Annotated in this window: 15 protein-coding genes; all 15 read left to right on the forward strand. The window is 55.6% G+C overall.

Annotated features, from left to right (window positions below; all coding sequences use genetic code 11):
- The first annotated feature begins 1 nt into the window (after position 1).
- Complete coding sequence (locus AC6HVW_RS23085; protein WP_497569693.1) at positions 2-295, forward strand: phage holin family protein; 294 nt, start codon at positions 2-4, stop codon at positions 293-295.
- Entirely contained in the window at positions 292-630 is a 339-nt protein-coding gene (locus tag AC6HVW_RS23090) for a M15 family metallopeptidase (protein WP_209529646.1), read from the forward strand. Before AC6HVW_RS23085 ends, AC6HVW_RS23090 begins: the two co-directional genes overlap by 4 nt.
- On the forward strand, positions 631-1005 hold the full coding sequence (locus AC6HVW_RS23095) for a hypothetical protein (RefSeq protein WP_209529644.1): 375 nt from the start codon (positions 631-633) through the stop codon (positions 1003-1005).
- A gap of 101 nt (positions 1006-1106) precedes the next feature.
- The gene (locus tag AC6HVW_RS23100) at positions 1107-1382 is read left to right on the forward strand and encodes a putative phage tail assembly chaperone (RefSeq protein ID WP_497569694.1); all 276 of its coding nucleotides are present in this window, start codon (positions 1107-1109) and stop codon (positions 1380-1382) included.
- A gap of 41 nt (positions 1383-1423) precedes the next feature.
- On the forward strand, positions 1424-1603 hold the full coding sequence (locus AC6HVW_RS23105) for a DUF6890 family protein (RefSeq protein ID WP_059199375.1): 180 nt from the start codon (positions 1424-1426) through the stop codon (positions 1601-1603).
- A 5-nt stretch (positions 1604-1608) separates the two neighbouring features.
- Positions 1609-3693 carry a phage tail tape measure protein gene (locus tag AC6HVW_RS23110; RefSeq protein ID WP_497569695.1) on the forward strand — a complete coding sequence of 695 codons (2085 nt, stop codon included), beginning with the start codon at positions 1609-1611 and terminating at the stop codon, positions 3691-3693.
- Entirely contained in the window at positions 3690-4037 is a 348-nt protein-coding gene (locus tag AC6HVW_RS23115) for a DUF2590 family protein (protein ID WP_497569696.1), read from the forward strand. The genes AC6HVW_RS23110 and AC6HVW_RS23115 overlap by 4 nt, the downstream gene beginning before the upstream one ends.
- The gene (locus AC6HVW_RS23120; protein WP_497569697.1) at positions 4027-5211 is read left to right on the forward strand and encodes a baseplate J/gp47 family protein; all 1185 of its coding nucleotides are present in this window, start codon (positions 4027-4029) and stop codon (positions 5209-5211) included. Before AC6HVW_RS23115 ends, AC6HVW_RS23120 begins: the two co-directional genes overlap by 11 nt.
- On the forward strand, positions 5204-6973 hold the full coding sequence (locus tag AC6HVW_RS23125) for a phage tail protein (RefSeq protein WP_497569698.1): 1770 nt from the start codon (positions 5204-5206) through the stop codon (positions 6971-6973). The genes AC6HVW_RS23120 and AC6HVW_RS23125 overlap by 8 nt, the downstream gene beginning before the upstream one ends.
- A gap of 11 nt (positions 6974-6984) precedes the next feature.
- Positions 6985-8847, forward strand: a complete 1863-nt coding sequence (locus tag AC6HVW_RS23130; RefSeq protein WP_497569699.1) for a phage tail-collar fiber domain-containing protein — start codon at positions 6985-6987, stop codon at positions 8845-8847.
- Positions 8847-9608 carry a tail fiber assembly protein gene (locus AC6HVW_RS23135; RefSeq protein WP_497569700.1) on the forward strand — a complete coding sequence of 254 codons (762 nt, stop codon included), beginning with the start codon at positions 8847-8849 and terminating at the stop codon, positions 9606-9608. The genes AC6HVW_RS23130 and AC6HVW_RS23135 overlap by 1 nt, the downstream gene beginning before the upstream one ends.
- A complete protein-coding gene (locus tag AC6HVW_RS23140) occupies positions 9608-10312 on the forward strand; it encodes a hypothetical protein (RefSeq protein WP_497569701.1) in 705 nt (234 codons plus the stop codon). The genes AC6HVW_RS23135 and AC6HVW_RS23140 overlap by 1 nt, the downstream gene beginning before the upstream one ends.
- Positions 10309-10869, forward strand: a complete 561-nt coding sequence (locus AC6HVW_RS23145; RefSeq protein WP_209529630.1) for a baseplate complex protein — start codon at positions 10309-10311, stop codon at positions 10867-10869. Before AC6HVW_RS23140 ends, AC6HVW_RS23145 begins: the two co-directional genes overlap by 4 nt.
- Entirely contained in the window at positions 10866-12563 is a 1698-nt protein-coding gene (locus AC6HVW_RS23150) for a hypothetical protein (RefSeq protein ID WP_497569702.1), read from the forward strand. The genes AC6HVW_RS23145 and AC6HVW_RS23150 overlap by 4 nt, the downstream gene beginning before the upstream one ends.
- An 847-nt stretch (positions 12564-13410) precedes the next feature.
- Positions 13411-13749 carry a hypothetical protein gene (locus AC6HVW_RS23155; RefSeq protein ID WP_497569703.1) on the forward strand — a complete coding sequence of 113 codons (339 nt, stop codon included), beginning with the start codon at positions 13411-13413 and terminating at the stop codon, positions 13747-13749.
- Positions 13750-13796 lie beyond the last annotated feature (47 nt).

The following is a 13796-nucleotide window of genomic DNA, read 5'->3' on the forward strand; positions in this document are numbered from 1 at the left end:
TATGCCAAATGGAGAAACCACGCTCTTTAAACTGATTGTTATTGGTGCGGTGATCGGTTTGGGCAAAGTCCTGTTGGATGAGCAAAAGTTGACTTGGCGCTTGCTGATTGGCCGCATTCTGCTGGGTTCGGCAGTGTCGATGATGGCAGGGCTGGCGCTGATCCACTTCCCTGACCTGGAAGAAATCAGCCTGATCGGTATCGCGTCGGCGCTGGGGATTTTGGGGCATACCGTGATCGAGACACTGCTTAGGCGGTACCTGCAAACGAAAACGAAAGAGGCTGATGAATCATGAAATTAAGCGAGAAACAGCAACTTTTTACCCAGTTGATTGCCCAGTTGATCACCTATGCCGGTGACCACGGCATGCGGCTGACCTTTGGCGAAGCCTACCGCACCCCGGAGCAAGCGGCATTAAATGCCAAGACCGGGGCCGGTATCAGCAACAGCTTGCACACCAAGCGCCTGGCGGTGGATTTCAACCTGTTTATTGATGGGGTGTATCAGACCGACAGCGCCAAATATGAGCCGCTGGGCGTCTATTGGGAGTCACTCGGCGGGAGCTGGGGCGGGCGTTTTAAACGGCCCGATGGCAATCACTTTAGCCTTGAGCATGAAGGGGTTCGCTAAATGAAAGCGCTCGTTGTGTGGTTTTGCATTGGGGTAGCGGCCGGTGCCTGGTTCAACACCGTGATCAGTGAATCAGCCGCCACCCGTGAGGCTAATTTTCGCGACGAGTTGCGCGAGGTGGTTCAGGGGGTTTCCTCTGAATCGGCCAGGGTGCTAGACGCCAAATTACAGGACATTCATAGCAATGAAATCCACACGGAGCGCGAGATCCACACCGAAATCATCAAGCCGGTTTTTACTAACGTGTGCGCTACTGATGAGTATGTGCGGCTGTTCAACCAAGGTGTTGAACGTGCCGAGCGAATCTTATCAGGAAAGCCTGTTAGCGAAGTGCCCGGAAAGCCTGCCACGCCTGGCGGGGACAACGGGAAATGATTTTGATCTGGTGTTAAAGCAATACAGCGGCATGTATGTGCCCTGTGCCGCCAGGCATAACCAGTTAGTTACTGAAATTCAACAGAGAAAGGATTTAAGTCATGAGCAAAGAAAATAGCGGCATCATCACCCTGAGCGTGGGCGGCAGTGAATTGAAATTTGCCCCTACCTTGCAAGCCTATAACAAATGTCTGAATGAATCCGCACGGGCTGAGGATGTGGTGGGCGCGGTCAATACCTACTTGAAACGCATCGTTACCCCGGAATCCCGTGAAGCCCTGGCTACCCTGTTGCTGATGCCTGGTGTGGGGGCCCAGATGGCTGAAAAAATCAACAAGATTTATGCACCGGCCATTGAGATCGAAGTAAAGGAATAGGCCAGTTAGTCGAGCATATCCGGGCCAGCCATTATGAACAGATGGTGGCGCTACGGCGTCACTATTTGCCCTCACCGTCTGACAGTGACAGCGAGGACGAACAGGGTGACAGCGTCATGAATCTGGCCCGTGCCCTCTGGCTGGCCGAGTATTTCCACGAAAGCAATATCAACAGCGTCGCGGCGGGCATCGCCTTTGCCTTTAACGGAACCAGGACATAACCCTGATGAAAGAATTAGCCTTTCTGCTGAGTCTCAAAAACAACCTGAGCGCCCCGCTCGGCAAGGCCCAGCAATCCGTTGAGGCTTTCGCCAAGAAATCAGCCAGCGCTTTTAAACAGGTAGCGATCGGTGCTGCCGGGTTATGGGGTGTCGTGCAAGGGGTTAAGGGATTATTGGGCCCGGCTGACCAGGTACAAGCCGCCTTAGATGAACTGTCTACCCGCAACGTGAGTACCGACAGCCTGGATAAAATGTATCAATCCGCCCAGCGGTTCAGCACTGCTTACGGTAAATCGGCGGCTGAATTCATCGCATCGGGCACCATCATTAAGAGCGAGTTGGCCGAGTTAACCAACGGGGAGTTGCCGCGCGCCGCCGTAGCGATCAACACCCTTGCGGTGGCGACCAAATCCAGCGCCGCCCAGGCGGCTAGCTACATGAGCGATATGGCGAACAATTACCGGTCGACGGTGCGCCAGATCGGCAACGTGCCCTTTGTTGAAATGATGGCGTCAAAAGCGGCCTACATGGCGCAAAACTTTGGCGCCAGCATTGATGAGATCCGAGAGTTGGTGAAGTCCAGCAAGGGCACCGGCACCCAGTACGGCGCCGGGATGGATGAACAATTATCCGTCATGGGGCTATTGAGTCAGACCAAAGGCACTGAGGCGGGCGGCATCTATGATGCTTTCCTAAAAGGTGCGATCGAAGGCGGCAAGCAACTGGGCCTGAGCTTCACCGATGCCCAGGGCAAAATGCTGCAATTCCCTGACATTCTGCAAAAGGTGCAAGCCAAATTTGGCGACACCATCGAAGGCAATGTGAAGGCACAGGCCGCACTGAATAAAGCCTTTGGCGATGGTGCGCAGGCGCTGACCGCCGCCTGGGGCCAGGCTGATGCCCTTAGAAAGCATATGCGCGATATGGGCAACACCCAGGGGCTAGACCGTGCCACCGAGATGGCGGCGAAAATGGCGAAAATGTGGGAACGGGTAGATAAAGTCTGGGAGCGTATCCGGGTTGCCGTGGGCATGCGCCTGATCCCCGCTATTACCCCTTTGGTTGATTACGCTATTAAGGCCGGGGAGACATTTGCCAAGTGGTTGGACATGTTCCCCAATATTGCCCGGTGGATTGGCTATATCGCCCTCGGTACCTTGGCGCTCGGCGCGGCCGGTGCTGCCGCCAATATCGTGGTTGGGGTGTCGAAATTTATCTGGCTGGGGCTGACAGGGATCTGGAAGCTTGCCACGGTGACGGCTAAGGCGCTGCTGTGGGTGATTAATTTGAAGGCCCGCGCCTTGCAGTTAGCGGGGATTGTTGCCGTTGCCTACAACGGCGTTATGCGCTTTGTCCGGGCCACGTTACTGGCTTGCGCGCTGGCTTTCCGTACCTCCACCGCTGCCGCCCTGTTGCAGCGTGCGGGCATGGTGATCTCCACCGTTGCGATGTGGGCATTCGGCGGCGCGGCTGCGTTTGCTGGCGTGGCTATGCAACTGCTGATGAGTCCGATCACCCTGATTATTCTTGGTATCGCTGCATTGGTCGCGGGCGTCTGGTATGCCATTAAATACTGGGATGAACTGAAAGCCGCGCTGATGGATACCGAAGCATTTCGATGGGTGGCAGACGCGGCGGAGGTGGTCGGTAGAGTCTTTTCTGTGCTTTGGCAGGTGATCCGTGTGGGCTGGAAAATGGTGGTTGAATACTTTTCTGGCTTATCGCCGGTCGAAGCCTTCACCGGCTTTGTGGACACGATCGGCAACGTGTTTAGCGGGCTATGGGATTACCTGCTGGAATCCTTTGGCAAAACGTACAACTGGATTATCACCAAGCTGAACAAAATTCCCGGCGTCAATATCGACCTGAAGCCGATCGGTGATGCCGCGTCGAATGTTTCCGGTGTAGCTGCACCGGCTGGCCTTAATGCCCCGCAGATGGAGCGCGGCGGCATCGGCAAAGCCATTTCGAACGGCAGCGGCAACAAGGTAACCGATAACAGCCGCCATTACGGTGAGGTCAATATCTACCCACAAAACCAGCAAACGTTCGATTCGCTGATGGAGTCCAGGGAGCTAGCCGCAGGATGAGCACAGACCTGAAATATATCGACCTGCTGATCACCGGGAAAAACTTCACGCTGGATTCCGGCAATGAGCCGGTGCTGTGCAACAACCGCATAAGCATCGCGCAAGACGTTGTCCATATGATTATTGAAGCCGGGATCGTTAAAGAGCTGATCGCCGAACGCAGCCCGGTTTTGCGGGCTGACATCATGATGCAAATAGAATTATTGGTTGAAACGGACACCCGCATAGTGCCGGGTACGGTCAGCATTAAAGACGGCGGCAACGGGGATTATTTTATTGCGGCGGATACCTATGATTTCGGGCCGCTCTCAGTGACCAACAGGTTAATTAACAATGAACAATAAACCTAACCCAGACTATAAAGCCATTCTGGCCGAACAGGGCATGCCAACCACCGAGGCGCAGATCAAGACCGAATTCACCGCCATTGCGCGGGAAGAAGGGCTGATCACTAACACGTCGCGCATGTCACCGTTCTGGCGCTTGATCACAGCCATCATCACCGCGCCGGTATTGTGGCTGACGGATGCCCTGGTCAATGTCGTCATGCGCAATCTGTTCTTGGCAACGGCCGGGAATACCTTTGTTGACCTGTTCGCCTGGGCGGTCAACGTGGCGCGCAAAGACGCCACCGCAGCCGTAGGGGCTGTCCGATTCACCAAGGTGGAGATCGGCCGGGAAATCACCGTGCCGGTGGGTACCGTCATTCAAACTGAACGTATTAACGGCACGATTTACCGGCTGTTAACCACGGTTGATATGACCATCCCCGCAGGCACAGCCAGTGCCCTGGTACCCGTCACGGCTGAGCTGGAGGGCAGCGGGTTTAACCTGGCACCAGGTTACTATCGTATCTTGCCCGTGGCAGTCGACGGTATTGCCGCCGCCGTCAATGAGGATGATTGGTTAACTGCCCCCGGCGCAGATCAGGAAAGTGATGATGACTTGCGGGATCGGGTGAAAAACCAATTCAACCTTGTGGGCCAATACCATATTGATGCCGTCTATCGTGGCATGATTTCCGGGCTGGCCGGGCTGAATACCGACCGCATTTTTTTCGAGCACGACGCCCCGCGCGGGCCAGGCACCGCCAACGTTTACTTGCTGCTTGATTCCGGCATTGCCAGCCAGCCATTTATCGACATGGTCAACGATTACGTGATGGCCCAAGGCAACCACGGGCATGGCGATGATGTGTTGTGCTTGCCGCTGCCGGAAACCCGTCATGACCTCACCGTCACCGTGCATCTGTATGCCGCCAGTCACCTGACCGCAGAGCAAACGGCCACGTTGATGGGTAACGCCGGTAACCTGGTGCGCGCCGCGTTTCGGGAAAATACCGATTATGACGTTCAAAAAACCTGGCCGTTCAGCCGGTTTTCTATGTCACGCCTGGGCGAAGAATTGCACGACACGTTCCCCGATATTGCCTCTGTAGTGTTCTCTCTGGGCGACATTATCAGTGGGTTGAATGTGCCGCGCCTGCGTACCTTAAAGATGGTGCCAGCCGATGAGTAAGCTACCTGATATCAACCTACCGGTGTGGATGAACAAGGGCGAACCGCTCACCCTGGCCCATGCCTCAAAAGTGTGGTGGGAGCGGGTGTATACCTGGCTAACCTTCCCCCTGGCCCAGATCGACGTCGACACCTGTGACGAGCAGCTATTAACCCTGCTTGCGTACCAGCGGGATATTGATCGCTTCCCTGGTGAGTCCCTGGCGCTGTTTCGCTTGCGGGTGAAATATGCCTTTGTGAACGCCAAAGACGCGGGCAGCAAGGCCGGTTTTGCGCGGATTTTCGAACGGCTGGAGATCGGCCAAATCCAACAGCTTGAGCGCCAATTGTGGCTAGATTGGGACGTCATTTTATTGCGTATCAACGATGAACAGTTGAGCCGCAATAACGCATTGATGATGAATCTGATCCGTCAGTACGGCCGCACCTGCCGCCGCTATTTCTTTGATGTGCTGAACCAGCGGCCGCTTTCAGTACGGGCGGGCCGGTTCGACCTGGTCGCGGGCTATCATGATGCGCTTTATGTTCCTACCTTCGAAATCGTCCGTTTTCATGTCAATGGCTGGATGACAAGCGAGTTTCAGCCGGTTACCAGCTTTGCCGGTGCGACATACATGATTGACGCACAAGGGGCCGCAGGGGCGATCACCTGGTCGGTAGACGGCCCCGCAACAGTTGCGCCAATGGACAGTAGCGCCCAGGTCACGATCACCGGGCCTGGGCCGGTGACGGTGACCGGCACCGATGCACGGGATCGGACGGTCATCCACGCCATTAACCCGGTGTTGTGGTTTGTTCAGGACGGCACGAAAGGGCTGATTAAGAACGTTGAGCAATGGGCGATCACGATGTGGGGGCGTGTGCCGTCAGTTGATGAGTTGGTCTATGGGCGGCCAATGTCTGGAAAGGATACCCGGCGCGGTAATTTGGGTGCGCTGTGGTCGGAATGGGGTGATCTGGCCGCGTATGGTTGGCCGGGAGCGCCTGCGCCAGGCACGATGTGGGCGGATTGGTGGACAACGTTGTCCCCTTCTGACAATGGCCCTCTTAGCGTTTGGATACCTGTTTTAGCGGGTAAGCATGACCGCGTAGAAGAATATAGCAGCAACGGCACTTTAGCATCGACTCTACTCACTAATGCGAATGAATTTAGGCGGGTGGCCGTGTGGGACACAACTACCTCGTTTGCTCTCAAAGGGTACGGCGTCAATGGATGGTTTTACACTGACTTTACCCCTACCACCTCGTTTGCGGGGGCCAGGTACCGTTTATACGTCGTCGGGCATGGCGGTAAGCCGATCACCTGGACAGTGAACGGCCCGGCAACTATCACGGCCGATGGCTGGATCACCATCACTGGGCCCGGCGCTGTCAGTATCACCGGAAAAAATTACCGGGGTGAAACCATCACGCACGCTATTAGCCCGAAAAAATATTTCATTCCGTCACCAGGGCAGATCGTTGCCGCCCAATTCCCGGCATTCCTTGCCACAACAGGCGGAACGCATGCCAGGAATATTGATTTGACGCTGGGAGATACTCCCTATTATGCCCGCAAAATCGGCGCTTTATGGAGTGAGTGGGGCGACATGGCGGTATACGGATGGCCGGTCTATCGATCGCCGAATGTGGCGACTTACTGGAATGCCAAACCTAGCGAAAATTTCCCACAAAACGCGGTCTTTCTGAATAACGGCCATTACTTCAACCTGGCAGCTAGTGCCGATTTCCTGTGGTGCGTCGCCGCAGTGATCACTATTTAAGGGTAAATCGTATGTCACAGACTGCAATCACCAAGGCATTCGAAGCCTGGTTAGTTAACAAAACGGTCAACGGCGAACCAGCCAGGCCGGATAAGATGGTTTTTGCGCTTATCCCAGGCCAGGATGAAAACACCGAGATTGACCGCAACGAAGGTATGCCCGCAGCGGGAAGGATTCGCCATACCGCAGATATCACCCAGTATGGTGCGCTGAACGAAAACGCGGTGGTGTATTCCGTTGTATTGGATACCACGATCGGCAACTGGAATTATAACTGGGTGGGCCTGGTCGACAGTGCCAGCGGCACCGTGCTGATGATTGTCCATCTGGCTGAACAACAGAAAATCAAGACCGAGAACGGCCAGCAGGGCAACAGCTTGATCCGTAACCTGGCGATGGAGTTTGACAGCGCCGCCACGGCGTCACAAATCAACGTCACCCCAGCGACCTGGATGATTGATTTCAGCGCCCGCCTACAAAGCATGGACGAATCCCGCCGCCTGGCTAACGTCGATTACTACGGCAATGCGGCATTCCGTGGCGATGGCTTCAAAGTCACCGTTGCCGGTGCGACGGCCACTATCGCGGTGGGGTTGGGGTATGTCGGTGGCCTGCGCGCCATTTTGACCAATAACCAGGCGTTAGCATTGGCCGGTAAAACCGGCGTTTGGGTTGATATCTGTTGGCAAGGTACAGTCACGGGCGCATGGGCCAACAGCTTTACGCTACGCGCCGCCGATACCCTGGCCGATTACGTTGACAGCGCCGGTAATCGGCACTTTGTCACCCGTATTGCCACCGTTAACGGCACCACCGTGACCGATAACCGTGTGCCGTTTCCGTCTAATGAAACCGTCGAGCAACTCGATGGTCGATTCTTGCAACGGTCAAGTAACCTGTCTGATGTGATAAATAAAACCGCGGCGGTTGCAAGCCTCCAATTAGCTGGGCTTAAAGTGACTGGGGACGCCTCATCAAATGAGGGGGTGACGAATACAGGCACCGGAATTTCGGCGGTAGCGATCGGCAACCTTTCCAAAACGTCGGGCTATAGAAATATCGCGATAGGCAATGCGGCTATTGCGGAAGGCGTAAATAACATTGCCATTGGGAAAACGGCAAATGGTGGCAATTCGACAAATGCGGTTGCTATCGGGGCTGACACCACAGCCGAACATGCCAGTAGTGTGGCACTTGGGAGCGAGTCAAAAACAACACGTACAAAGGAAGTCTCTGTAGGGCATGGCACCCTTAAGCGGGTATTAGCCAACCTGGCACCGGGCGAATTGGGGACGGATGCGGTGACTTTCGACCAGCTAAAGCAGGCGCTGGCGAGCCTGGCGGATACCGGTCAGCTAATCAATGCGGGCGTATTGTTGCCATGGCCGACAAATATCGCACCCCCTGGTTGCGCCATGGCTGTTGGGCAGGCATTTGATAAAGTCGCTAACCCTCAACTGGCTATTGTCTATCCATCTGGTTTTTTACCCGATACACGCGACCGCACGATTTTGGGTACCCCGATCGGGCGCGCCCCGCTATCACTGGCCGATGGTGAGGTTAAAAATCACGGCCACGGCGGGGAAGTGGGCAGCGCTGATCTGGGTTCGAAAGAAACCACGGCGGGCGGGTATTTTAGGCCAAAAGTCCGGGCTTACCCCTCCAATACCGCACTTGAGGGCGGCACCAGTGAGCGCTTTTCTTTTACGGCCCACAACGCATTTGCAGACCATGGTCTGGTAGAGGACACGCCAGCGCACACCCATTGGGTGAATCTGGGGTGGCACGGTCACAGCTTGCGCATTGACGCTTACGGCGCGGCAAAAAACACCGTTGATAACATCGCGTTTAACTACATTGTGAGGCTTGCATAATGAGCACGAATTTTGAGTTTTCCAGTAATCCGCGTTTTGTGTGGATCTACAATTTTGATGAAAAAGGCGTGTTTACCGGCACGTTTAATTACTGCGTCCCACCCGGTACGGGATTGCCTGCAAACTGTACAACCGTACCATGTCAGCCAAAGAGTGGCATGGCCGGGGTGTGGGATGGGCAGAAATGGCGCACTGTGCCTGATTTGCGCGGGGTTGAATACTGGGATAGTTACGGCAACCCGTTTATGGTTTTGGAGTTGATCGACGCCTTGCCGGATTGGGCTGTTACCGTAGCACCGCCCGTTCCCGCGCCGGGCAACGTCCTGTTGTTCAAAGAGGGCGCATGGATAGAACTGACTGACCAGACCGGCACCACCTACTACAGTGCTGACGGCGAGGCGCACCAGGTACCTGATGCCTGGTTTATCTTGCCGGAGGGTTATACGTTTATTCCACCGGGTACCCCGTTTGACCATTGGGACGGCACCGAGTGGGTGACGGATACTCTGGCGCAACAGGCGGCCCAGACCCAAGAGGCGAATGCGCGTCTACACCAAGCCATTGAACAGGCCCAACACCAGCGCCAGTTATTGCGCGGCCATGCTGACGAGCAGGTCACTGAATTGGAAGATGCGATCGCGCTGGGTATGCAGCAGGATGGCGACGCCGAACGGCTGACGGCGTGGAAAACCTACCGCGTTTTATTGGGCCGTGTTGATCTGCAAACTGCGCCCGCGATTGAATGGCCGGTGATGCCGTAATGTGGGAGCAAAAGCGACTGCATATTCCTGACAACCTGGAGGCGGTGACGTGTTCCACTGTGGCCGCACACCCGTGGGTTTTTGGGCTGGGCCAACAAGAGGAATCAGGTTTTTACCTGAGCCCGCCGAATGCGGTTAACTACCTGGTCAACAAGCTGGCCGGGGCGTCAGTGCGCCAAGATGTCAGCGTGATCATGCTGACGGCCCCCACGTTGGCATCATTTGCCACCGTGCTGGCCGCTGCCGCTGAGGTGTTCCCTATCCCGGTGTTAACCCAGGTTCAGCGACGGGCAACCACGGCGATCGGACTGGCAACCAGCCGCATGCAGTTACCGGCCATGAGTAACAGCTTACCGCCCGCCCTGCCGTTATCGGTCAGCACCACACGCCTTGCAACCGGGGTACAAGACATGATCAAGGCGTTTGCCGAGAGTGCCGCCCCCAGTACGCCGGAAGGTGTTACCGCCGCACTGGCCGAGTTTGCCCAGCAACGTGCGGCCCTGTTGGATATGGCAAAGCAAGGGTTAAAGCAGTTGCAGGCCGGTAGTGTGCCAGTGTGGGCTGTTTCGGCGATCGGCGACACCCAGGCCGCTGCCAGGCTGATGCGTGACGCGGTACCTGTTTCTGACAACGTTTTCACGTTGGCGCTGATGTTTGTCGGCGAGGATTTAGCGCCGCTGCGCGCCATGTTGGGGGATCTATGAGTGAAATCATTGTTCTGGCGCTGGATGGCGAAGCCATTTTGATGAAAGACATTATTGTGTCCTCATCAATGCAAATTCAGGACAAAGACCAGTCCGGGCAAGCAAGCAGTACGGCTAATGCCGAGCAGGGGATCAAGGGTAAAGAATTGCGGGTGTCTGGGAAAATCCCCTTTTCCGAAAAAGAGCGACTGACCCGGCTTTATGCCCTGGCCGAAGCCAAAGACGCAGGCGGGCAAATGAGGCGCTATCGTGTCGCTAACGAGTTGGCCCAGGTCATCAAATTAAGAGAGGTGACTTTTTCCGGCAATGTCGATGCAGCGGCCCAGACTGACCGCATGGTGTGGTTGGTTAACTTCACCTTGAAAGAATATTTCAGTGTTGCTGAGCGAAAAGCCATGCAAGCCGCTGCCGGGGGCGCAGGTGGTGCTGGTGGCAGCGCGAATGCTCAAACGCCTGGCGGCACGGGCAGCGCCGAGGAATCAGCCGAAAAGCTTTCCTGGTTCGAAAATGTGCTTAAAAAAATTGATACGGCGATCGGCCCAGGGGGAAGTCAATGAAACCCGTCGTGACTTTGCGGATCGGCACCGAAACCATAGCGGTGGCCTCCTTTCGCGTCGTGCTTGAGTTGGCCGCTTGCGGTCGGGGATTTATTACCGCCCTGACACCGGTCGACTATACCGGCCAGTTGGTGCGCCTGGATCTGGGTATCAACAGCACGGTTTACCGCTGGTTCACCGGCTATGTGGAGCGGAGCAGCCCAGCAGAGAACGGCGCGCAGCGTCTTTTTGTGCGTGAGTTGGTCGGCACGTTTGCCCAAAAATGGCCGGTATCATTGCAACACCCTACGTTACGCGATGTTACCGCCGAGGTTGCCAGGCTCACCGGCATGGTGTTTTCACTGCCAGAAAATGCCGGGTACCTGGATACGCCAATCCCCCATTTCACGCACAGCGGAACCGGCGATCAGCTATTAGCTGACCTGGGCCGGGCGTTTAGCATTGCGGATTACACCTGGTATCAGTTGGCTGATGGTAGCGTCTTTGTCGGCAGCTATGCGGATTCACTCTTTGCGCGGTCGCCGGTCGATATCCCTACCGAATTTATTCAGAACGCCACCGCAGGCAATAGCATGACATTGCCGTTAATCCCCGCCATCCGGCCGGGCGTTATTGCCAACGGTCGCCGCATCACGCAAGTCACCGCCAATGACGATGAAATGACGCTAACCTGGACGCCACTTAACAGCCAGGGGAAACCGGCGCAGAAGTCACCCGAACAGCGCCAGATTGATAAAATCTATCCCGAACTGAGCGCGGGCCTACACTTGCCGCGCCTGGCCCGCGTCATGGGGCCAACGGATACCGCCGCCCTGGGCGATCAGTCTGACCCATTCCGGCCACGCTATGCCGTCAATCTGCAATTGTTGGATGAGAACGGCGCAGCGGCGCAGGATACGCCGGTTTATAACGCGGTACCGCTGCCGGTGCCAATGGCGGGGCCGGAAGGCGGGATGTATCAATACCCGCCCGAAGGCACCGTGGTAGAGGTAGGATTTGCAGAAGGGCGACCCGATAAGCCACTGATCCGGCAAACGATGCAGGACGGCCACACCTTGCCCGATATCAAACCCGGCGAGCAGTTGCAGCAACAGCGGGCAGGTGTGAGCCAGCGAGTTAACCAGGCAGGGAGCTGGCAGCGCGAAACCGACCAGGCGATCGAGGAAACCAGCAGCACCAGAAAAGTGACCAACGACGCCGAAACCCGCACCACCACAACGCGCCAAGCAATCGTAAAGGGCAACGATACCGCCACGGTATTGGGTACCGCCAAGCTGTTGGCCGGTGCAGTGGTTCACCTGGCGGATGGCAACTACACGATCGGCGCATCGGGCAACCTGGTGATCACCTGTAGCAAAGACAGAACCGGCGATGTTGGCCAGGACGACAAGACCACGATCGGCGGCAATCAAGACGTACAGGTCAAAGGCAATCTGACCGAACAGATAGCCGGTATCCGCCGCAGTGTTGCCAAGGCGCATGAGTTAATGGCCCCCTCTATCCGCCTGGGCAGTGCGGAAGTGAACGTGTTAACCCTGTTGACTGACACCCTTGACGTGCTCCATCAGTTGGCACAACAGACGGCGCAGCACACCCACAGCAATACCGGCACCCCAACCAACAGCGGTGAAATAACCACAACGGCCAAGCGAACCACGGCGCTCACCGAAAAATACAGCCCATTCATTGACTGATACCCACGGCGGGGCCGCGCCCCGCTGATGCCTCCTGAATTACCCCCTCACCATCATGATAGACAGCGCGCCCTGAGCGCGTCACCACGACGCCCACCAGACAACCCATGCAAGTGCCGGGATTCAGACCGATGAATGCCGCAGAGGCCCGCCTGTGCAGCACAGGGCGCAAATCTGGTGAGGTAAAAGATTCGCGACGTAAAACGCACACGCCCACCAAGCCTGCGCAAAATATTTCTAGACTTTTTTACAGTGTCGTGATTCTACAAATGCCCCCGCCAGGCCGCGCCAGTGCTGAGGATCTGCAAAGGATCGCCAACTGTAACGAGTGACAAGGATTTCAGTTAATTACAGTGAATGCGACGATCTCGCAACGATCACAAAAATATATTGCATTGATATTAAAGGGGGATATGTATTTTACGCCGGATCGCAGCGCGAAGGATTTCCGGGCGGGAATTTACGGAAGATAATGGCAAAGCCAGCAGCGGCGCGGCATGCGGGGGAGTTGTGGGAAATTGCGTTAACTGTAAAAACTCGGCCACCTGGCGCGCACGATCTCGGCGCGAGCGATAAAAAAGAGAACAAATAATAACCCACGTAAAACAGTACGATCGTTTTAACCGATCAATTCATCATCAATTGATCTGCGTAACCAATTGGAGAGAAACAGCATAGGCCAGTAGACTGAAATTCACGCAACAAACGCAGAGCATTGCGGCCATACCAGGGAATGGAAGTAAGTAGAGCTGCACATTGATGCCAGCCAAGCAGTAACCGGCCAGCCTACGGGCTGGCTTTTCTTTGTGATAAATTAAGCCAACGAGAACAAAACGAAGGTGTGGCAATGGATAGTAACGTCAGTTATTTGCTGTTAGGTGGTGAGCACCACGGCCAGATAGTCAACGATTATCGAAGGGATGTTATACAGATGACGCCAACACTCCCAATGGTTCGCCACTTAGAGGCCGGGCCTGGCCTATCTGAAGCTATGGAATTCATTGTTTACAAGGTAGAAACCTACAATCACTCAAACAGGCTGCAATACTTGGTAGCTGCCTGCGAGCCTTTTGAATTCTTTGATATCGAAAATGAGATCGACAAGGCCAAACTGCCGCACCTGCCAGAATCCTATCATCGCCGGACAAATGAAGATTTATTCCGGCATCTGCGGAATGGGAATTAATGGAAGTGACAAGCCGCGCAGTAACCGGCCAGCCTACGGGCTGGCTT

The organism is Serratia sp. NCCP-200, assembly GCF_059697885.1.

Coding starts and splice junctions, on each gene's coding strand:
- AC6HVW_RS23125 (WP_497569698.1), top strand. CDS start 5,204: ATGAGTAAGCTACCTGATATCAACCTACCGGTGTGGATGAACAAGGGC.
- AC6HVW_RS23150 (WP_497569702.1), top strand. CDS start 10,866: ATGAAACCCGTCGTGACTTTGCGGATCGGCACCGAAACCATAGCGGTG.
- AC6HVW_RS23095 (WP_209529644.1), top strand. CDS start 631: ATGAAAGCGCTCGTTGTGTGGTTTTGCATTGGGGTAGCGGCCGGTGCC.
- AC6HVW_RS23120 (WP_497569697.1), top strand. CDS start 4,027: ATGAACAATAAACCTAACCCAGACTATAAAGCCATTCTGGCCGAACAG.
- AC6HVW_RS23105 (WP_059199375.1), top strand. CDS start 1,424: ATGGTGGCGCTACGGCGTCACTATTTGCCCTCACCGTCTGACAGTGAC.
- AC6HVW_RS23100 (WP_497569694.1), top strand. CDS start 1,107: ATGAGCAAAGAAAATAGCGGCATCATCACCCTGAGCGTGGGCGGCAGT.
- AC6HVW_RS23110 (WP_497569695.1), top strand. CDS start 1,609: ATGAAAGAATTAGCCTTTCTGCTGAGTCTCAAAAACAACCTGAGCGCC.
- AC6HVW_RS23115 (WP_497569696.1), top strand. CDS start 3,690: ATGAGCACAGACCTGAAATATATCGACCTGCTGATCACCGGGAAAAAC.
- AC6HVW_RS23140 (WP_497569701.1), top strand. CDS start 9,608: ATGTGGGAGCAAAAGCGACTGCATATTCCTGACAACCTGGAGGCGGTG.
- AC6HVW_RS23130 (WP_497569699.1), top strand. CDS start 6,985: ATGTCACAGACTGCAATCACCAAGGCATTCGAAGCCTGGTTAGTTAAC.
- AC6HVW_RS23135 (WP_497569700.1), top strand. CDS start 8,847: ATGAGCACGAATTTTGAGTTTTCCAGTAATCCGCGTTTTGTGTGGATC.
- AC6HVW_RS23090 (WP_209529646.1), top strand. CDS start 292: ATGAAATTAAGCGAGAAACAGCAACTTTTTACCCAGTTGATTGCCCAG.
- AC6HVW_RS23145 (WP_209529630.1), top strand. CDS start 10,309: ATGAGTGAAATCATTGTTCTGGCGCTGGATGGCGAAGCCATTTTGATG.
- AC6HVW_RS23155 (WP_497569703.1), top strand. CDS start 13,411: ATGGATAGTAACGTCAGTTATTTGCTGTTAGGTGGTGAGCACCACGGC.
- AC6HVW_RS23085 (WP_497569693.1), top strand. CDS start 2: ATGCCAAATGGAGAAACCACGCTCTTTAAACTGATTGTTATTGGTGCG.